Origin of the sequence: Pseudomonas putida (assembly GCF_002025705.1) — a bacterium.
Lineage (GTDB): Bacteria > Pseudomonadota > Gammaproteobacteria > Pseudomonadales > Pseudomonadaceae > Aquipseudomonas > Aquipseudomonas putida_J.
The window spans coordinates 3,227,819-3,246,438 of the sequence record NZ_CP018846.1 but is presented as its reverse complement, the minus strand read 5'-3'; the positions used below and the strand labels follow the sequence as shown (position 1 = coordinate 3,246,438).

22 protein-coding genes and 1 pseudogene are annotated in these 18,620 nt (G+C 64.9%); 10 read left to right on the top strand and 13 right to left on the bottom strand.

Features of this window, described 5'->3' with window-relative positions:
* Nucleotides 1-20: 20 nt before the first annotated feature.
* From BUQ73_RS14615 to BUQ73_RS14605, 3 genes are read left to right on the top strand one after another with little or no spacing between them, the layout of a single operon-like run.
* Entirely contained in the window at nucleotides 21-1,124 is a 1,104-nt protein-coding gene (locus BUQ73_RS14615) for a polyamine ABC transporter substrate-binding protein (protein WP_079228569.1), read from the top strand.
* 36 nt (nucleotides 1,125-1,160) lie between these two features.
* Entirely contained in the window at nucleotides 1,161-2,579 is a 1,419-nt protein-coding gene (locus tag BUQ73_RS14610; RefSeq protein ID WP_079228568.1) for an aminotransferase, read from the top strand.
* Between the two features lie 53 nt (nucleotides 2,580-2,632).
* On the top strand, nucleotides 2,633-3,448 hold the full coding sequence (locus BUQ73_RS14605) for a helix-turn-helix transcriptional regulator (RefSeq protein ID WP_152031556.1): 816 nt from the start codon (nucleotides 2,633-2,635) through the stop codon (nucleotides 3,446-3,448).
* Nucleotides 3,449-3,479: 31 nt separating this feature from the next.
* On the opposite strand, the gene BUQ73_RS14600 is transcribed toward BUQ73_RS14605, so the two are convergent.
* Both BUQ73_RS14600 and BUQ73_RS14595 read right to left on the bottom strand, forming a co-directional pair.
* Complete coding sequence (locus tag BUQ73_RS14600) at nucleotides 3,480-4,121, bottom strand: DUF1109 domain-containing protein (protein WP_079228566.1); 642 nt, start codon at nucleotides 4,119-4,121, stop codon at nucleotides 3,480-3,482.
* Nucleotides 4,108-4,689, bottom strand: coding sequence for a sigma-70 family RNA polymerase sigma factor (locus tag BUQ73_RS14595; RefSeq protein WP_079228565.1), 582 nt, complete (start codon nucleotides 4,687-4,689; stop codon nucleotides 4,108-4,110). Before BUQ73_RS14595 ends, BUQ73_RS14600 begins: the two co-directional genes overlap by 14 nt.
* Nucleotides 4,690-4,884: 195 nt before the next feature.
* On the opposite strand from BUQ73_RS14595, the gene BUQ73_RS14590 reads away from it, so the two are divergent.
* The 5 genes and pseudogenes from BUQ73_RS14590 to BUQ73_RS14570 form a co-directional block, all read left to right on the top strand.
* Nucleotides 4,885-5,172, top strand: a complete 288-nt coding sequence (locus tag BUQ73_RS14590; RefSeq protein ID WP_079228564.1) for a DUF2282 domain-containing protein — start codon at nucleotides 4,885-4,887, stop codon at nucleotides 5,170-5,172.
* 16 nt (nucleotides 5,173-5,188) lie between these two features.
* Entirely contained in the window at nucleotides 5,189-6,022 is an 834-nt protein-coding gene (locus BUQ73_RS14585) for a DUF692 domain-containing protein (protein ID WP_079228563.1), read from the top strand.
* Nucleotides 6,019-6,774: a DNA-binding domain-containing protein gene (locus tag BUQ73_RS14580; RefSeq protein ID WP_079228562.1), complete on the top strand. Its 756-nt coding sequence runs from the start codon at nucleotides 6,019-6,021 to the stop codon at nucleotides 6,772-6,774. Before BUQ73_RS14585 ends, BUQ73_RS14580 begins: the two co-directional genes overlap by 4 nt.
* A 10-nt stretch (nucleotides 6,775-6,784) precedes the next feature.
* Nucleotides 6,785-7,252: a DoxX family protein gene (locus tag BUQ73_RS14575; protein WP_079228561.1), complete on the top strand. Its 468-nt coding sequence runs from the start codon at nucleotides 6,785-6,787 to the stop codon at nucleotides 7,250-7,252.
* A gap of 24 nt (nucleotides 7,253-7,276) precedes the next feature.
* Nucleotides 7,277-7,462, top strand: a pseudogene (locus tag BUQ73_RS14570) (LysR family transcriptional regulator); the annotation flags it as partial.
* Nucleotides 7,463-7,484: 22 nt separating this feature from the next.
* Here BUQ73_RS14570 and BUQ73_RS14565 read toward each other — a convergent pair.
* Together BUQ73_RS14565 and BUQ73_RS14560 are read right to left on the bottom strand one after the other, a co-directional pair.
* Entirely contained in the window at nucleotides 7,485-8,321 is an 837-nt protein-coding gene (locus tag BUQ73_RS14565) for an outer membrane protein OmpK (protein WP_079228560.1), read from the bottom strand.
* An 80-nt stretch (nucleotides 8,322-8,401) separates the two neighbouring features.
* Nucleotides 8,402-9,205, bottom strand: a complete 804-nt coding sequence (locus BUQ73_RS14560; protein WP_079228559.1) for a LysR family transcriptional regulator — start codon at nucleotides 9,203-9,205, stop codon at nucleotides 8,402-8,404.
* 136 nt (nucleotides 9,206-9,341) lie between these two features.
* Between BUQ73_RS14560 and BUQ73_RS14555 the strand changes: the two genes are divergently transcribed.
* A complete protein-coding gene (locus tag BUQ73_RS14555; RefSeq protein WP_079228558.1) occupies nucleotides 9,342-10,070 on the top strand; it encodes an SDR family oxidoreductase in 729 nt (242 codons plus the stop codon).
* Nucleotides 10,071-10,081: 11 nt separating this feature from the next.
* Here BUQ73_RS14555 and BUQ73_RS14550 read toward each other — a convergent pair whose 3' ends face one another.
* From BUQ73_RS14550 to BUQ73_RS14540, 3 genes are all read right to left on the bottom strand, one after another.
* On the bottom strand, nucleotides 10,082-11,305 hold the full coding sequence (locus tag BUQ73_RS14550; RefSeq protein WP_079228557.1) for an amidohydrolase family protein: 1,224 nt from the start codon (nucleotides 11,303-11,305) through the stop codon (nucleotides 10,082-10,084).
* A gap of 63 nt (nucleotides 11,306-11,368) precedes the next feature.
* Nucleotides 11,369-11,839 carry a cyanase gene (gene cynS / locus BUQ73_RS14545; protein WP_079228556.1) on the bottom strand — a complete coding sequence of 157 codons (471 nt, stop codon included), beginning with the start codon at nucleotides 11,837-11,839 and terminating at the stop codon, nucleotides 11,369-11,371.
* Nucleotides 11,840-11,868: 29 nt separating this feature from the next.
* The gene (locus BUQ73_RS14540) at nucleotides 11,869-12,528 is read right to left on the bottom strand and encodes a carbonic anhydrase (RefSeq protein ID WP_079228555.1); all 660 of its coding nucleotides are present in this window, start codon (nucleotides 12,526-12,528) and stop codon (nucleotides 11,869-11,871) included.
* Between the two features lie 111 nt (nucleotides 12,529-12,639).
* On the opposite strand from BUQ73_RS14540, the gene cynR reads away from it, so the two are divergent.
* On the top strand, nucleotides 12,640-13,527 hold the full coding sequence (gene cynR, locus BUQ73_RS14535; RefSeq protein WP_079228554.1) for a transcriptional regulator CynR: 888 nt from the start codon (nucleotides 12,640-12,642) through the stop codon (nucleotides 13,525-13,527).
* 43 nt (nucleotides 13,528-13,570) lie between these two features.
* Here cynR and BUQ73_RS14530 read toward each other — a convergent pair whose 3' ends face one another.
* From BUQ73_RS14530 to BUQ73_RS14505, 6 genes are read right to left on the bottom strand one after another with little or no spacing between them, the layout of a single operon-like run.
* Nucleotides 13,571-14,068 carry a DUF2878 domain-containing protein gene (locus tag BUQ73_RS14530; protein ID WP_079230564.1) on the bottom strand — a complete coding sequence of 166 codons (498 nt, stop codon included), beginning with the start codon at nucleotides 14,066-14,068 and terminating at the stop codon, nucleotides 13,571-13,573.
* 2 nt (nucleotides 14,069-14,070) lie between these two features.
* Nucleotides 14,071-15,330 carry an SAM-dependent methyltransferase gene (locus BUQ73_RS14525; protein ID WP_079228553.1) on the bottom strand — a complete coding sequence of 420 codons (1,260 nt, stop codon included), beginning with the start codon at nucleotides 15,328-15,330 and terminating at the stop codon, nucleotides 14,071-14,073.
* Nucleotides 15,305-16,117 carry a DUF1365 domain-containing protein gene (locus BUQ73_RS14520; RefSeq protein WP_079230563.1) on the bottom strand — a complete coding sequence of 271 codons (813 nt, stop codon included), beginning with the start codon at nucleotides 16,115-16,117 and terminating at the stop codon, nucleotides 15,305-15,307. The genes BUQ73_RS14525 and BUQ73_RS14520 overlap by 26 nt, the downstream gene beginning before the upstream one ends.
* Nucleotides 16,114-17,361: an NAD(P)/FAD-dependent oxidoreductase gene (locus tag BUQ73_RS14515; RefSeq protein WP_079228552.1), complete on the bottom strand. Its 1,248-nt coding sequence runs from the start codon at nucleotides 17,359-17,361 to the stop codon at nucleotides 16,114-16,116. The genes BUQ73_RS14520 and BUQ73_RS14515 overlap by 4 nt, the downstream gene beginning before the upstream one ends.
* Before the next feature lie 3 nt (nucleotides 17,362-17,364).
* Nucleotides 17,365-18,117: an SDR family NAD(P)-dependent oxidoreductase gene (locus tag BUQ73_RS14510; protein WP_079228551.1), complete on the bottom strand. Its 753-nt coding sequence runs from the start codon at nucleotides 18,115-18,117 to the stop codon at nucleotides 17,365-17,367.
* On the bottom strand, nucleotides 18,114-18,536 hold the full coding sequence (locus BUQ73_RS14505; protein ID WP_079228550.1) for a nuclear transport factor 2 family protein: 423 nt from the start codon (nucleotides 18,534-18,536) through the stop codon (nucleotides 18,114-18,116). Before BUQ73_RS14505 ends, BUQ73_RS14510 begins: the two co-directional genes overlap by 4 nt.
* Nucleotides 18,537-18,620: the final 84 nt, after the last annotated feature.

Genomic DNA, 18,620 nt, shown 5'->3' with positions numbered 1-18,620 from the left:
GATCACACGATGGAGTTGCTATGCGCAAGGCATTGAAAGTGATTTCCAGTCTGTTGCTGTGCTGTACCGCCACTGCGGCCTTGGCCACCGAGGCGGATACCAGCAACACGCTCAGGTTGTACAACTGGACCGACTACATCGGCGAAAACACCCTCGCCGATTTCGAGAAACAGACCGGCATCAAGGTGATCTACGACACCTTCGACGGCTACGAGACGGTGCAGACCAAACTCCTCACCGGCCGCTCCGGCTATGACCTGGTGATGCTCAATGGCTCACTGGTGCCACCGCTGATCAAGGCTGGGGTGTTCCAACCGCTGGACAAGTCCAAACTGCCCAGCTGGGCCAACCTCGACCCGCAGGTGGTACAGAGCCTGCAAGCCTTCGACCCCGGCATGCGCTACTCGGCGCCCTACACCTGGGGCAGCTCCGGCATCACCTACAACGTCGACAAGATCAAACAGCGCATGCCCGACGCGCCGATCGGCTCGCTGGCCATGCTGTTCGACCCGAAGATCGTTTCGCGCTTCGCCGACTGCGGCGTGACCGTGATGGACGCGCCCAGCGAAGTCATCCCGCTGGCCCTCAAGTACCTCGGCAAAGACCCGCAGAGCGCCAAGCCGGCCGATCTCAAGGCCGCCCAGGACGTGCTCATGGGCATCCGCCCCTACATCAAGAAGTTCGACTCGGTGAACTACCTCACCAGCCTGCCCAACGGCGACGTGTGCATGGCCCTGACCTGGTCCGGCGACTACGCCACCGCCCAGGCCCGCGCGGTGGAGGCGAAGAAAGACATCAACCTGGCGTTCTTCATTCCCAAGGAAGGCTCGCTGATCTGGTTCGACAGCCTCTACCTGCCCAATGACGCTCCCCATGTGGCCAATGCCCACCGCTTCATCGAATACCTGCTGCAGCCCAAGACCATGGCCGAAGTGACCAACTACATCCACTACGCCAACAGCAACGCGGCCGCCACGCCCCTGGTGCAGGCCGATATCCGCAACGACCCGGCGATCTACCCCGACGAGCAGACCCGCGAACGCCTGTTCACCCAGAAATCCCAGGACCCGCAGGCCATGCGCGCCATCACCCGGGTCTGGAGCACGGTCAAGACCGGCATCTGACACCTCTCACCGTACCGATCCGACAAGGAATTGCTTATGGCTACCCCGACTCGCCCATTGGCCGCCACCCCGATCAACGACCAGCTGGTGAAAGCCGACAAAGCCCACTACATGCACGGCTACCACATGTTCGACGAGCACGCCGAGCAGGGCGCGCTGAACATCCAGGCCGGTGACGGCGCTTACATCCACGATACCCAGGGCAACCGCTTCCTCGACGCTGTCGGAGGCATGTGGTGCACCAATATCGGCCTGGGCCGCGAGGAAATGGCCCTGGCCATCGCCGACCAGGTGCGCCAGCTGGCCTATTCCAACCCGTTCTCGGACATGGCCAACCCCAAAGCCATCGAGCTGTGCCAGAAGCTCGCCAGCCTGGCGCCCGGTGACCTCGACCACGTGTTCCTCACCACCGGCGGCTCCACCGCCGTGGACACCGCCTACCGGCTGATCCAGTACTACCAGAACTGCCGCGGCAAGCCGCACAAGAAGCATGTGATCGCCCGCTACAACGCCTACCACGGCTCCACCTGCCTGACCATGTCGATCGGCAACAAGGCCGCCGACCGGGTGCCGGAGTTCGACTACGCCCACGAGCTGATCCACCACGTCTCCAACCCCAACTACTACCGGGCGGCGGACGACATGGACGAGGCCGAGTTCCTCGACTTCCTGGTGGCCGAGTTCGAGGACAAGATCCTCTCCCTGGGCGCAGACAACGTTGCAGCTTTCTTCGCCGAGCCGATCATGGGCTCGGGCGGGGTGATCATTCCGCCCAAGGGCTACTTCCAGCGCATGTGGCAGGTGTGCCAGACCTACGACATCCTCTTCGTTGCCGACGAAGTGGTCACCTCGTTCGGCCGGCTGGGCACCTTCTTCGCCTCCGAAGCACTGTTCGGCGTCACCCCGGACATCATCACCACCGCCAAGGGCCTGACCTCGGCGTACCTGCCACTGGGCGCGTGCATCTTCTCCGAGCGCATCTGGAAGGTGATCGCCGAACCTGGCAAGGGCCGCTGCTTCACCCATGGGTTCACCTACAGTGGGCACCCGGTGTGCTGCGTGGCGGCGCTGAAGAACATCGAGATCATCGAGCGGGAAAACCTGCTGGCCCATGTCAATGATGTCGGCAGCTACCTGGAGCAGCGCCTGCAGACTTTGGCCGAGCTGCCGCTGGTAGGGCAGGTGCGCTGCATGAAGCTGATGGCCTGTGTCGAGTTCGTCGCCAACAAACAGACCAAGGCGCTGTTCCCGGACGCCGTGAACATTGGTGAGCGCATCCATGTGCGGGCCCAGGCCAAGGGGCTGCTGGTTCGCCCGATCATGCACCTGAACGTGATGTCGCCGCCGCTGATCATCACCCATGCCCAGGTGGATGAGATCGTCGATACCCTGCGCAGCTGTATTCTCGAGGCGGCGCAGGAACTGACCGAGCAGGGCCTGTATCACGGCCAATGATCGACCTTCAGCCAAAGATGCACGTGCATGCCCCGGCCGGTAGACTGCGGGGCATGAGCCGAGCACACGAAAACACCACAATAAACTTGCCGTTTCATGCCCTGCAGCAATGGCACAGCGCCCTGCAACAGGCCTTCGCCCACAGCGAGGGCCCGGACGCCTTGGCCTGGTTGGCAGCCGCCATCAGCCAGCTGGTGGGCGCCGAATCGATGCTGATCAGCCTCGAACGCAAGGGCCAGCCGCCGCAATTGCTGTATCAGCAGGGCATCCCGGACCGTTACCACGAGGCGGTGCTGGAGCGCTATTTCGCCGCGGGCTACCTGCTCGACCCGTTCTGCCTGGCGGTGGAAAAGGGCCTGGCGCAGGGCTTCTACCACCTGGAAGACATCGCCCCGGACAACTTCTTCGACAGCGACTATTACAAGACCTATTACCTGGGCACCGGCTGCAGCGAGGACAGCTACTTCATCGTCGACCTGGGCAATGACAGCAAGATTTCCCTGAGCCTGTTCCAAGGCTGCAGCGGTGCGCGCCTGGGGGTGGCACAACTGCACCTGTTGCAGGCGGTCGAGCCGATGGTGCGCGAGCTGCTGATGCGTTCTGCCCGGCATGGGCTGGAGCCGCAGCCGCAGGCCAAGGAGAGCGTGCAGGCCGCGTTCGACAGTTTTGGTTGCGGGGTGCTGACCGAGCGCGAGCGGGAAGTGGCGCAGATGGTGTTGCAGGGGCATTCGGTGAAGTCCACGGCCCATGAGTTGGGCATCTCGCCAGAGACGGTACGGATGCACCGCAAGAATCTCTACCTGAAGCTGGAAATCAACTCGCAATCAGAGCTGTTCGCCCAGTTCATCGGCTGGTTGCGGCGCACCTGAGGCATACCCAGTGGCTTCGTGCGGGCAGGGCTTACCAGCGCAGCAGGCGCGGGCCCAGCCACGCGCCCAGCGCGGTTGGCAGCAGCATGCCGAGGACGTACCACAGGCCCCAGAACGGCACCCCCATCTCCGGGCAGTGCAGGCAGTAGGCCAAGGTGGCCGTCGACCCGGCCAGCAGGCCGCCTGCGGCACCGGCCTGGCGCAAACGGGTTGGTGCCAGGCCGCGCAGGGCCCAGAACACGCTGACCAACCCCGGCAGCGACAGCAAGGCAATGTTCAGCGCACAGGTGCGCCAGGTGCGGCCGAACAGAAGGTCGGCGCGCGCATCGAGGGGGGCGCCGGCAAGGCTCAGCGCGGCACCCAGCCACAGCAGCAGCAAGGGCAGGCCAAGCAGCCCCCAGGCCATGCCACCGCGTACGCCCGGCCTGGCCAGCCGGCTGGTCAGCCACAGCCCGAGCGCCGCCAGGCTGCCGGGCAAGGCAACCTTGGCCCAGAACAGCGGCGTGCGCGCCACCTCGGCAAGGTCGCTGCGCACACCGTAAAGGGCCGCAGTCATCAGCACTGCCGCCAGCAGTCCAAGCACCACGGCCAGCCCCAGGTGCCTGCTCGGCACAATGCGCTGCACCGGGCCTTCACCTGCGACCAGCAGGCTGATCAGGTCATCGGTCTTCATGCTTGCCTCCAATCAGCCTGGCCAGCGCCTTCAGGCCGCGATGTATGCCCACCTTGACCGCAGAGCTGGAAAGCCCGGTCAGTTGGGCGGTTTCTTCCACCGACAGCCCCTGCAGCTTGACATGAACGATCGGCAGCCGCTGGCGCGCTGGCAGCTGTTCAAGCAGCCTGGCCAGGTCCCGGCTGGCTTCCGCCGGCTCGGCATCGCTGCTGGCGAACAGTTCCGCGTCGTCATCCAGGGGCGCACTGTGCGCCTCCAGGCGAGCCCTGCTGCGCAGGTAGTCGACCAGCTTGTAGCGGGCAATGGCCTGCACCCACGCCGTCAACGGCTGTTGCACCTGGTAAGTATGCCGCGCGTTGTGCACCGCCAGCAGCACCTCTTGCAACAGGTCTTCGACCTCGGCAGGGCGCCGGGCCAGGCGCCGGCGCAGAAACGCCCGGATATGCAGCGCCAGGGCCGCAAGGAATGCCCGGTAGGCCTGCGCATCACCCGCCAGGCCTGCCAGCAGCAAGGCTTGCAGCTGGGCTTCGCGTGCATCGAGCATTGCCTGTGAGTTAGTTCGCTGCATGGGCCGCCTGGGTTACACCGTGGGTGCATTTTCTGTGAGCCCGCCGTTGGCGACCCCCTGGATTGAAACCTTAGGTCGCCGCGGCCGGTTGAGCGAAAAATTTTTCCAGGGCTGTAACCCAATCCGGGCATGCCACGAACTACTCCATGAGCCGCCGGTAAACGTGCCACGGCCACACACCCTGGAGACTTCAGCATGAAAACCTTAGCCCTCGCCACCGCCGCCCTGGCCCTCGCTTCGCTGGCAAGTGCCGCCCTGGCGGCCACCCCCACCCAGCCGGCCGGCAGCGCCGCCGCCATGGAAAAATGCTATGGCGTCGCCATGGCCGGCAAGAACGACTGCAAGGCAGGCGCCGGCACCACCTGCGCAGGTTCTGCCAAGAAAGACTACGACGGCATGCACTGGAAAAACGTCCCGGCAGGCACCTGCACTTCGATCAAGACTCCAGCGGGCATGGGCTCGCTGACTCCGGTCAAGGCCTGAGCAGAGGAGGCCGACCATGAACGGCAATGTAGCGTTGGGCGCCGGGATCGGGCTCAAGGCCGAGCACTACGCCCAGGCCCTTGCGTGCAGCGCCGAGGGGCTCTGGTTCGAGGTTCACCCAGAGAACTACATGGTCGGCGGCCCACGCCTTGCCTGGTTGAGGCGCATCGCCGAGCGCCATCCGCTGTCGCTGCACGGTGTGGCGCTGTCGCTGGCGGCCGATGCCGACCCTGATCCGCTGCACCTGCAACGGTTACGCACGCTGATCGACCAGGTCCGGCCGGTGCTGGTGTCCGAGCACCTGGCCTGGTCGACCTGGCGCGGCGACTATCATCCCGACCTGCTGCCGTTCCCGCGTAGCAGCGAGGCCCTGGCCCGCATCGTCAGCAACATCCAGCGCAGCCAGGACGCGCTTGGGCGGCGTATCTCGATCGAGAACCCCAGCCATTACCTGCAGTTGGACGGGCACGACTGGGATGAGATCGATTTCCTTGCGGAGCTGACCCGGCGCACCGGTTGCGGCTTGCTGCTGGACGTCAACAACGTGTACGTCAGTGCACACAACCTGGGCTTCAGTGCCACCGACTACCTGGACCGTTTTCCGGCGCAGGCCATCAGCGAAATCCACCTGGCGGGGTACAGCCAGGACGCGCAGGCCGGCTTGTTGATCGACTCCCATGATGCGCGTGTCGCCGAGCCGGTCTGGGCGCTTTACCGGCGCCTGATCGCACGGGTCGGCCCGCGCCCCACGCTGGTCGAGCGTGATGGCAATGTTCCGCCGTTCACCGAGCTGCTTGGCGAACGCGCCATGGCCCAGTCGACCCTGAGCGGTCCGGGAGTGCAGCCATGAAACTTACCTTGAGCCAGTACCAGGACGCCTTCGTCGCAGCGTTGCAGGGGCGCCCGGCGCCCGGTCTGGCGGCGCTCACCGAGCAGGCGGCGTTCGCGGTGTACCGCAATACGGTGATGGCCGGTTGCGTGGAGGCGCTGTGCGCCAATTTCCCCAGCATCCTGACCCTGGTCGGGCGCCAATGGATGGAAGCGGCTGCAGCGGACTATGCGCGGCAAGCGCCGCCTGGCGATACCCGGCTGATTCACTACGGCGCAGCCTTTGCAGACTACCTTGAGCAGTTGCAGGCGCAACACGGCTTGCCCTACCTGGCCGAAGTCGCCCGGCTGGATGCCTGCTGGAACGAGGCATTCAGCGCGCTCGATGAACCTTGCCTCAACCTTGCCGGGCTGGCGGGCATGACTGCCGGCGACCTTGCGCGCAGTGTCTTGCGCCCCCGTGGCAACGCTCGCTGGCACTGGTGCGAGCAACATCCGGCCTACAGCCTCTGGCGCTGCGGCCGCGAGCAACTGGACTGGGCGGACGATCACCCTTGGGCCGGCGAGGGCGTGCTGTTCGTAGGCAGCCCCGAGGGCGTTTGCCATCAACCACTGGAGAAGGGCGGTTGTGCGTTCCTGCAAGCCTGCGCAGCCCGGCAGCCCCTTGAAAAGGCCTCACAGTTTGCGCAGCTCACCCAACCGGACCTGGACTTCACCGACCTGCTCGGCCGGTTGCTTGGCGCACAGGTCTTCTGCCCGCTCAGCTTTGCTTGAGGACACCACCATGGACCGCGTTCACTCCACGCCATTGGCCAGCAACCTGCGGCACACCTGGAACCGGCTTGCCGACACCGTGCAACAGCACCTTGGCGATACCGTCTTGTGCCTGGTTGCCCGGTTCGGTATTGCCGCGGTGTTCTTCCTTTCCGGGCGAACCAAGGTCGAAGGCTGGCTGACCATCACACCGGGGACCTACGAGCTGTTTCGCACCGAGTACGCGCTGCCGCTGCTGTCCCCCTGGCTGGCGGCGCACCTGGCCACCTACGCCGAACACCTGTTCTCGCTGCTGCTGGTGCTTGGCCTGATGACACGGCTGTCGGCGCTGGCGCTGCTGGGCATGACCACGGTAATCGAAGTGTTCGTCTACCCCGATGCATGGCCCACGCACCTGACCTGGGCGGGTTTGCTGCTGCTGTTGATCGCGCGGGGAGCGGGCAGGCTGTCCCTGGACCACCTGCTGAAGGTGCGCTGAGCGATGAGTGCCTGCCTCTTGCTGTACACCGCGCGCGGCTATGTGATTGCCCGGCGCCTGGGCGAGACGGGCCTGCAGGCGACGCTGTTCGCGGCGGTGCGCAGCGACATGCTCGCAGTGCCGTACATGAGTGACTTCCTGCTCACTGCAAAAGACATTTCCTTTGCGACGCTGGAAGGCGTCAATGCGGTGTCGGGCCCCACTGCCTGACATTCACTGCCGTTGGGCAACCTCAGAAGTGATATTTGACCAGGGCGCTTGCGGTGTTCTGATCGGTGGTGAAGCCTTTCGAGTCCCTGATGCCGTATTTGTCCGACCAGTAGTCATATTCCAGGCCCACGTACAGGTGCTTGGCCTCGTAGCCCATGGCCTTGCCAAGGTCGTACTTGAGCTGCGGGTTGAAGTGCAGGTTGGCGTGGTAGTCCGACTGGTTGCGGTGGCTGGCGCTGGCATCCTTGTTGTTGACGACCCAGTCCATGAAGCCGTCAAACAGGATGTCCGAGTTGCCGACGGGGATCGTGATGGCCCAGGCCGGCGTCACCTGCCACGCGCCGGAGGGCACGCGATTGCCGTCGGGCTTGCGGTAGTAGACGTTCAGCTGGAAGTAATCGAAGCCGGGGATGGCCAGGTCGACGGCCGGGCCAAGCAGGTAAGCCTCGACATCACCCTCGCCGAACTCGTAGGTGCTGGCGATCAGCACATCCTTGATCGGGCCGAACGACAGGTCGCTGCCGGTGATCTTGCCCAGCGACAGGCGCGGGCTGAACTCGCCGTAATAGCTGCTCTTGCCGTTGTTGGCGCTGTCCTTGCCGTTGTAGTTGATCTGGTCGACGAAGAACCAGATGTCGCCCCACGTCCAGTTGCTGGCACTCTCGAAGGTGAAGGTTTGCTGGATGGGCGGGTCGACCTTGTAGTTCTTGCCCCAGAGGTACGTCAGGCTTTCGTTGTGCCAGAGCAGCGGCCCGTCGTTGACGACTGGCCCTGGCGCCAGGTCCTTTCCGCCTGCGAGGGACTGCCCGGCCGCCAGCAGGCCACTCGCGATCAGCAGGGAAGCCAGGGTACGCTCCATGTTCATGTTCCTCACATTGCGATTTCAGGAACTTATTCAGTAGTTTGCCTGGCGGGGGCTGTCAAATTCCGCAGGCCTTTTCAGCTCGCCGCCAAATCGAGCGCGTCACGCAGTTGGACAACACCTTCGAGCGCCAGCGCCTGGGCGGAATAACACAAGCCGATGCGTCGCCGCAGGTCCAGCTGTGGCAATGCTTCGACGTGCACACCGCGGTGTTCGGCGGCCAGTGATTCGGGGACGATGGCCGTGCCCAGCCCGGCTGCGACCAGTTCCAGAGCCAGGGTGAAGGTATCGGCCTCTGCCACCGGGGCATTGCCGGCCACCCCGTAAAACGGCAGCAGCCGCTGATGGCTGGGATGGGCCGGGCAAGTGATCCAGTGCGTTGGCGCCGTGTCCGGACCCTGCTCGGCAACTGGCCGTGCGAGTACGTAAAGGTCACTGTGCAAAGGCAGAAACAGTTCGTCCTCGCAACGCAGGTCCTCGCTGGCCAGCCGCGCCGCCCCCATGCAGCCGGTCGCCAACTGCAGGCGTACGGCAGGGGTGATCGCCGCCGCAGCCTGCACCACCTTTTTCACTACCGCCGAGCTGACATCCTGCTCCACACCGATCTGCAACGCCGCGCGGACGCGGTCGCTGCGAAAGCGGGTCAGCAGCCTGCTTGCCTCGGCAACCATGCGCTGGGCTTCGGGGTAGAGCGCACGCGCATCCTCGGTCACCTCAACGCCCCTGGGCTTACGCACGAACAGCGTGGTGCCCAGCGCATCCTCCAGTGCCTTGATGCTGCCCGAAAGTGCTGGCTGGCTGAGGTGAATGGCGCGCGCGGCGGCGGTGATGTTGCGTTCTTCAAACACGGCGATGAACGCGCGAAGCTGACGATAATCCACGGGTTACCCATAAGTTCTGCCGATGGCAGCCACAAGAATATCCCATTTTTCGTGGTTTCAGCGCCTGCCTATACTGGCCTTACGGTTTATTCCCAAGCACTTATCCATAGGCACTTTAAATAGCAGGAGTCTCGCGATGACTACCCATAAACCCCTGGTCGTGATCACTGGCGCCAGCTCCGGCATTGGCCTGGCCACCGCCAGGCTGCTGTCGCGCCGTGGCCACGCATTGTTGCTGCTGGCGCGCCGCCTGGAGCCGATGCTGCAACTGCAGCTGCCGAACAGCCTGGCACTGTCGGTAGACGTCAGCGACCGAGCGGCGGTACTGGCCGCGGTAGCCCAGGCCGAGCAGCGCTTCGGCCCGGTGGATGCGATCATCAACAACGCCGGCGTAATGCTGCTGGGCAGCATCGCTACCCAGGACCCTGGCGAATGGGACCGCATGCTCGACATCAATGTGCGTGGCCTGCTCAACGGCATCCATGCCGTGGCTGCCGGCATGGTCGAGCGCAAGCACGGCACCATCATCAACGTCAGCTCCGTGGCCGGGCGCAAGACGTTCCCCAACCACGTCGCCTACGTCGGTACCAAGTTCGCCGTCAGCGGGCTGTCCGAGAACCTGCGCGAAGAACTGTCGCCGAGCAATGTGCGGGTGATCACCATCGAGCCGGGCGCGGTGGAGACCGAACTGCTCAGCCACACCAGCGATGAGGCCATCAAGGCGGGCTACAACGACTGGAAGCAAGGCATGGGCGGCGTGCTGACCGCCGACAACATCGCTGAAGTGATCGACTTCGCCTATGGCCAGCCGCAATCGGTATGCATTCGCGAGATCGTGGTCTGTGCCACGCGCCAGCAGCAGTAACGGCGCAGGACTCAGAAAACCACAGAACGCCGATGCTCCGCAGTCGCCACCACCTTGCCACGCTTGAGCACCATCAGCCGTGCCGGCAGATCGAGAATCACATCGCTGACCGCCTGCGTGTCCACCAGCACCAGGTCAGCGTCCTTGCCCACTTCCAGGCCATAGTTGCGCAACCCCAAGGCCCGTGCCGGGCGGGTCGTGAGCATCGGCAGCACCGTGGCCTGGTCATCGGCGCCGCCCAGGTGGCAGGCCGGGATGGCGAGTTGCGCGATGTGCAGCAAGTCGCCCGTGCCATACGGGGTGAACGCATTGCGAATGTTGTTGGTGGCCAGGCAGACGTTCACGCCACCATCGCGCAACGCCCGCACCGGGGTCAGTGCGCGCCGTACGTTATGGCTGTCGCCACGGGCACCCAGGTGCAGGTCGGTGGCTGGCAGGCACATCACACTGATGTCGGCTTCGCGCAGCAGTTCGATGATGCGCGCCTGGCGCTCGGGCTCGACCGCGGCCAGGCTGGTCAGGTGGCCGACGCAGACGCGGCCGTGATAGCCCTCGGCGATGGTGCGCCGGGCCACATACTCGATGGTCATCTGCTCGGCGTCATCGGCGAAGTCCTGGTGGAAGTCGATGTCCTTGCCGTAGCGTTTGGCCAGCTCGAAGACGAAATCGATGTGGTCGAAAGGTGAATCGTCGTTGTAGGGAATACCGCCGACGACATCGGCGCCTTTCTCCATGGCCTCGACCATCATGGCCTGCATGCCCGGCAGTTTCAGGATGCCTTCCTGGGGGAACGCGACCACCTGGATGTCGATGACATCGCGGAACCTTTCGCGCAGCTCCAGCACCACGTCGAGCCCCGTAAAACCCTGTACAGGGTCGAACTCGGCATGGGCGCGGACATGGCTGCTGCCCGCCTGCACGAGTGCACGCAGTACCTGGGTCGAGCGCTCGAGGATGTCTTCGCGGGTCAGTGTCGGCTTGAGCGCGGCGGTGACCGCGATCGCTTCCTTCAGGGTGCCGGAGCGATTGGCCTTGCGCTGCATGACGTTGGCCTTTTCCAGGTGCAGGTGGCCTTCGACGAACCCCGGTATCAGCACGTTGCCTTTGCCCTCGACTTCCTGCGCAGCACGGGCGGCAATCGTCGGGGCGATTTCGGCGATCTTGCCGTTGTGCACGGCCACGTCCAGCAAGGGTTGCGCATCATCGATGCGCACGTTTCGAAAGATGATATCCATGGCGTTGCTCCTCACGTCGGGCCGGGCCCGCCGCCCTCGGGCGGCGAGCCGGTCAAAGCCGGGTCAGAACGGCTTGGTAGGCAGGTACTTGCCATCCAGGGTGATCACGGCACGGGAGCCGCCTTCCGGATCGTCGACCTTCTTCACGTCCAGCTTGAAGTTGATGGCGCTGATGATGCCGTCGCCGAACTTCTCGTGGACCAGCGCTTTCAGCGTGGTGCCGTACACCTGCAGCATCTCGTAGAAGCGGTAGATGGTCGGGTCGGTCGGCACGCCGTTTTCCATGCAGCCGCGTACCGGGATGGTTTGCAGCAGGGCGATGCCGTCAACGTCGAGGCCAAGCTTTTCGCCTACCACCTTGGCGGCATCGGCGGGCAGTGGGTGCTGGCCGAGCAGGGCGGCGGTGACGAAGGCCTCGGACAGGCCGGTGCCCTCGGTGATCTGGGCATAGGACAGGTCCTTGCGGGCCTTGGCCATGAGGATGACTTCGGTCAGGGCCTGGCGAACACTTTGGGTAGCTTGCGACTGGATCATGGGGTTATCTCCTTGGGTGGAAATTGCTGTCAGGCAACGTGCCTGGCTTGATGGGAAACGGCACATACGTCGGGGTTGGCGGCGAGTGACACAAAGCTCCCGCTGCGGCCATCGAAGGCATCGATGCGGCCGCTTTCGATGTCGTAGATCCAGCCATGCAGGGTCACGCGGCCTTCTTCGAGGGCCAGGCGCACTGACGGGTGGGTCTGGATATTGGCCAGTTGGGCGATGACGTTCTCGCGCACCATGGCCGCGACCTTGGTCGGCTGGTCGGGGTGCTGGCGGGCTTCGTTGACCACCCGGGCCGAGTCGGCGTAGCGCAGCCAGCCGGCTACGGCGGGCATGTGCTCCAGGCAATTGCAGGTGGCGATGGCGGTCATTGCGCCGCAGTCCGAGTGGCCGCAGATCACGATGTCGGCCACCTGCAGCGCCGCGACGGCATATTCGACCGAAGCCGATACGCCACCCGGCTCAGGGCCGTAGGAGGGCACGATGTTGCCGGCGTTGCGGATGACGAACAGGTCGCCGGGCTCGCGCTGGGTCACCAGTTCGGGTACCAGGCGGCTGTCGGAGCAGGAGATGAACAGTGCCCTTGGGCTTTGTTGGGTGGCCAGGTCCTTGAACAGCTTGACCCGCTCGGGGAAGGCGTCGCGCTGGAACTTCAGGAAACCGTCGATGATGTCTTTCATGGCTGCTGCCTCAATGTCGCGGTGTGTTGGAGCAAAGGTTACGGAGCGCGTGGCATAAGGTAAAAGTCTCATTTATGATTAGGTCAATCAGATTATCTTATGTGAGTGACCATGCTTGCCCGACACATCCAGTACTTCCTCGCCGTGGCGCAACACCAAAGCTTCACTCGCGCCGCAACGGCCCTGCATGTGTCGCAGCCGGCACTGTCGCAGCAGGTGCGGCAGCTGGAGGAAAGCCTTGGCGCGCAGCTGTTCGATCGCTCGGGGCGTAGCACACGGCTGACCGATGCCGGGGAGGTCTACCTGCGTTATGCACGACGGGCCGCGCAGGAACTGGAGCAAGCCAAGCGTGCGATTCATGACGTCAGCGACCTCAGCCGCGGCCTGCTGCGGGTGGCCGTGACGCCAACGTTCACGACTTACCTGGTCGGCCCCTTGGTCGAGGCGTTCCATGCTCGTTATGCGAACATCACCCTGAACGTGCGTGAAATGTCCCAGGAGCGCATGGAAGCGATGCTGCTTGCAGACGAGCTGGACCTGGGGATCGCATTCGAGGACGTTCAGGCCCAGGACATCGAGGCCAGCCCTTTACTGGTCGAGACCTTGGCGTTGGTGGTCAACCGCCGGCACCCCTTGGCCAAGGCAACAGGTATCGGGCTGCAAGCGCTGAGCACTGAATCATTGATCTTGCTCAGCGGGGAGTTCGCCACCCGCGAACAGATCGACCGTTTCTTCCAGCAACATGGCATTCACCCACAGGTGCGGATGGAGGCCAACACCATCAGTGCAGTGATCGAGATCGTACGCCGTACGTCCCTGTCGACCTTGTTGCCTGCAACCATTGCCCTTGCCAATGAAGACCTGGTTGCCATTGCACTCGAACCGGTCCGTTTGCAGCGCACGGCGGTATTGATGCAGCGCAGGGGCGGTTATCAGCGTGCAACCGCCCGCGCATTCATCGAACTGGCTGCAGAGGTGGCAGCGGCGCTGGAAAAGTGAAAGGCATGCGCGCAACAGGCCGATGGCCAGCTGCGGCAGGGGCTCAAACGGTCTGCTTTGCCCTTGCTGCGAAGCGCAAGGCCAGCGGCAGCGCCAATGCCCAGACCGGCGCCAGGACCAGCGCGGTATCCAGGCGCCCCAGTGGCAGGTCGACACCGGCCAGCCGGGCGCCGGCCAGGTAAGCCAACGGGCCACCGAACATGCCCAGCAACACCGCGCGCCACGCTGGCCGGGCAAACCCTGCCAGGCTGTGGCGCATGCCACTGGCCAACACCAGCCACAGCAGTGCCAGCCAGGGCGGCAGCGGCCACTGGCCGAAGCTGAATACGCCGAGCATGCCCAGGGTGCTGTCCAGCAGGCAGCCAGCCGCCGCTATTGCCAGCAGCACGCGCCACTCACCGCCGGGGCTCAGGCGCAGGTGCAGCAGCAGGCCGGCCAGCACGATCAGCAACAGCCAGGGCCTGTGCACCCCCAGTACACAAAGCCACCAGCCGGCCTGCAGCCACAGCGCATTGCCGAGCAGCCAGCCACGGCGGCCCATGTTCAGGCGCCCGGCAGCGGCGCCCGTCGTGCCTTGGGCCCGGCCCACAGCATCTGTGCCACGCCGATGGTCCGTTCCTCGAAGCCGCCCTGGCAATAGCACAGGTAGAACTCCCACAGGCGCTGGAAGGCATCGTCGTAACCGAGCCTGGCCAGCTCCGTGCGCGAGTGGAGCAGGTTGTCGCGCCAATGGCGCAGGGTGCGCGCATAGTCCTGGCCGAAGTCCTCAAGGTGCACCAGGTTCAGCGCCGTCTGGCGGCTGGCGGTGTCGAGCAGCACGCTCAGCGAGGGCAGCGCGCCGCCGGGGAAAATGTAGCGCTGGATGAAGTCCACCGAGCGCCGGGCCAGAGCATAGCGCTGGTCGCGAATGGTGATGGCCTGCAGCAGCATCAGGCCATCGTCCTTGAGCAGCGAGGCGCACTGACGGAAGTAGGTGGGCAGGTAACGGTGGCCGACGGCCTCGATCATTTCGATGGACACCAGCTTGTCGAAGCGCCCACGCAGGTCGCGGTAGTCCTCGTGCAGTACGGTGACATGCCGTTCCAGGCCCAGCGCCTTGACCCGCTGCAAGGTGTGGGCGTGCTGCGCGGCGGAGAGGGTGGTGGTGGTGACCCGGCAGCCATGCTGCACGGCGGCATGGATGGCCAGGCTACCCCAGCCGCTGCCGATTTCCAGCAGGTGATCGTCGGGCTTGAGTTCGAGCTTCTCGCAGATAAGCCGGAGCTTGTTTGCCTGAGCCTGCTCCAGGCTTTGCTCGGCGCTGTCGAAGCGCGCAGCGGAATACATCATGGTCGGATCGAGCAGCCGTTCGAACAGGGCATTGCCCAGGTCGTAGTGGGCCAGGATGTTGCGCCGCGCACCGCGTCGGCTGTTGTGGTTGAAGCGGTGCAGCAGGCGCAGGGCCGGGCGCGCCAGGCGGGCCAGGCCGCCCTCCATGGCGTCCAGCACGTCGAGGTTGGCGACGAACAGCCGGGTCACCGCGGCCAGGTCCGGGCTGCGCCAGTAGCCATGGATATAGCCTTCGCCGGCGCCGATCGAGCCATTGCCGGCCACCAGGCCCCAGGCGGCATCGTCAAGGATCTCCACCTCGGCGTACAGCGGGCTGGCGACGTCGCCGAAGGTCCATTGCCGGTCCTGGCTGATCAGGCGCAGATGGCCGTGGCTCAACTGGCGCAGCTGCGCCAGTACCGCATGCCTGGCCAGGCCGCCGAGCAGCGGAGCGATGCTGGCCGATTTGCTAACGCTCAAGGTCGGTTCGGACATGGTCGGGCTCCTCGCGGATGGCTTGGCCTGGCGCCAGGTCGTGCTGGCTGGCGATGTGGTCGTATAGGGGGGTGCGTTTGAGCAGCAGGCGCAGGGCTTGCCAGTAGATGCCGGTGACGGTGCGCAGGCTCATCCATGGGAAGGCCAGGATGTGGCGTTGCAAGTTGGCGCGATCGAGCGGCTGGCGTTGCAGGGCGAGGTCGGCGTCGAACACCTTGCGCCCGGCGCGCCAGTTTTCCATGTGCACGCGTACACGTTGCGCATCGAGGGCGAAGCGCAGCCGGTAGTCCATGTCCATCGGCATGAACGGCGAGACGTGGAAGGCCTTGGCCACGGCAAATGGCTGGGCCAGGTTGCCTTGCACCGGCAGCACGTAGTGAAAGCGCTCGCGCCAGGGGGTATTGCGCACCTCCAGCAGCACGGCCGCCACCTGCCCTTGGCGGTCGTGGCAGAAGTAGACGCTGACCGGGTTGAACGACAGCCCCCAGCAGCGTGGTTGCGTCAGCAGGTGAATGGCACCTTCGGGCACCTGCCCGGTGGCCTGGCCAACCAGCAGGCGCGCGGCCTCGACCAGGGGCATGCCCTGGCGAGTCAATGCGGGCAGGTAGTCGCTTTCGCGCCAGCACAACGGCGCCAGGCGCGAGCGCCCAAGCCAGCGGGACAGGCCCAGCAGGCGCGGCAGCTCGTCGAGGTCCAGGTAGCACATGCCGACGCGGTAGCGAAACGCGTGGTGCCCAGGCGTCAGGCGCCGGTGGCTGAGCCAGCCGTGGCACAGGCTGCTGTTCACAGCTGTTCTCCAAAGTGGCTGGCGACGGTCAGCGCGCTGAGCACGCCGTCTTCGTGGAAGCCGTTGGCCCAGTAGGCGCCGCAGTAGTAGCTGTGCAGCGGGCCCTGCAGTTCGGCCTGACGGGCCTGGGCGGCCACGGCGGCAAGGCTGTACTGCGGGTGCGCGTACTCGAAGCGGGCGAGTATTTGCGTGGGGTCCACCAGTGCGGTCTGATTGAGGCTGACGCAAAAGGTGACCGGCGCCTCGATGCCTTGCAGGATGTTCATGTCGTAGGTAACGGCAGCGGGTGCCTGTTCGCTGCTGCCCAGGCGGTAGTTCCAGCTGGCCCAGGCCCTGCGCCGCTGAGGTAGCAGGCGGGTGTCGGTGTGCAGCACCACGTCGTTGCTGGTGTAGTGGATGGCGCCGAGGATTGCCTGTTCGTGCTCGCTGGGGGCTTCCAGCAGCGCCAGGGCCTGGTCGCTGTGGCAGGCGAACACCACCTTGTCGAAGCGTTCGCTGCCGCCTGCCCAGGCCACGTTCACGCCTTCGTCGTCGCGGCTGACCCGTTGCACCGGGCAGCTCAAGCGGATGCGTTCGGCAAAGGGCCGGCACAGCGGCGCCAGGTAGCTGCGTGAACCGCCCTCGATCACCCGCCATTGCGGGCGCTGGTTGACCGACAGCAGGCCATGGTTGCGGCAGAAGCGCACGAAGAACTGCAGCGGAAACTGCAGCATGTCGGCCCGTGACATCGACCAGATGGCCGAACCCATGGGCACGATGTAATGGTCGATGAAGCGTTGGCCGTAGCGGTTGTCGCGCAGGTAATTGCCCAGAGTGGTCGCGCCATCGATACGCTGTTGGTCGAGGTCGGCCGGCGCCTGGCGGTTGAAGCGCAGCACATCGCCCAGCATGCCCCAGAAGCCTGGCGACAGCAGGTTGCGGCGCTGGGCAAACAGGCTGCGCAGGTTGTGCCCGTTGTACTCGAAGCCCGTACGCGGGTCGTGCACCGAAAAGCTCATCTCGGTGATCCGCGAGGCGACGCCCAGGTGTTCCAGCAGGCGGATGAAGTGCGGGTAGGTCCAGTTGTTGAAGACGATGAAACCGGTGTCCACCGCATAGTGCTGGCCGCGCCAGTGCACATCGACGGTATGGGTATGCCCACCGACCCGGTCCGCCGCTTCGAACAACGTGACGGTATGCCGGCGGGACAGCAGGTGGGCGCAGGTGAGGCCGGCGATGCCGCTGCCGATGATGGCGATGTGCATGGCTCAGCCCTGGGGTTGGCGCGCCAGGCGCTGGCCCAGCTTCAGGCGCCAGCGTGCCGGCAGTGCGCCGAGCAGGCGCAGCAACAGGGTGAAGGTGGCGGGGAAGGTGATCTCCAGTGGGCGGTGTGGCAGGCGCGCAGCAATGTACCCGGCCGCGCGCTCGGCGCTCCATAGCTGTGGCATGGGGAAGTCGTTGCGGCGCGTCAGCGGGGTATCGACGAAGCCGGGGCTGACCAGGGTGACATCGATGCCTTCGCGGGCAAGGTCCAGGCGCAGCGACTCGACCAGGTAGCGCAGCGCTGCCTTGGACGCGCCGTAGGCACCGGCCCGTGGCAGCGCCAGCCAGCTGACCGAGCTGCCCATCACCACCAGGTGCGGGCGTTGGCCACGGCGCAACAAGGGCAGGGCAGCGGCCAGGCAATGGCTGGTGCCGATCAGGTTGGTGCGGACCACCCGTTCGACCAGGGCCGGGTCGAACTGCCCCGGCTCCAGGTACTCGCAGGTGCCGGCATTCAGGATTACCAGGTCCAGCGAGCCCCAGGCCTGTTCGATCTGCGCGGCGATGCGTGCCACCTGCTCAGGTTGGTCGACATCGCCGACCGCCAGCAGGACCTGGCCGGCAAAGCGTGCGGCCAGCTCCGCCAGGCTGTCTGCCCGGCGCGCCCCAAGCGCTACCTGGTGGCCTTGCTCCAGCAGGCGCAGCGCCAGTACTGCACCAATGCCGCTGCTGGCACCGGTCAGCCAGCAGCGGCTCATGCCAGCCTGCTCTTGAGCCAGCGAACCGCCCGGCCCATGACGGGAACATGCTCATACAGCAAGGCGCCGGCGTCGAAGTAGTCCTGATGAAAGTGAACCCGACCGCGCCAGCGCAGATGGCTGCAGCCTTGCAGACTGATCGGCTGCCCGCCCGCCAGGCGTGGGTGGCGGTAGTGCAGGGTCCAGCGGATGTAGCCGTGGCCGGGCTGTGGCTCATCAAGGCCCTCGAAGGTGTAGCGAACCTCGGCAACGTTGGCATACAGCTGCGCGAAATAGCCACGCAAGGCTGTGAGCCCGCTGATCTGATGGAGCGGGTCGCGAAAGGTGACATCCTCGCTGTACAAGTCGCCCAGCAGGTCGAGATTGTGTGCACCTAGCGTGGCAAAGCGTTCGGTGAAGTGCTGCAGGTAGGTGGACATGCACAATACCTGTACAAAATTGGGCTGATGTACAAGGTATAGTGCAGGTATCCGGATAAAGCTATACAGAAGAAAATTTCTGTA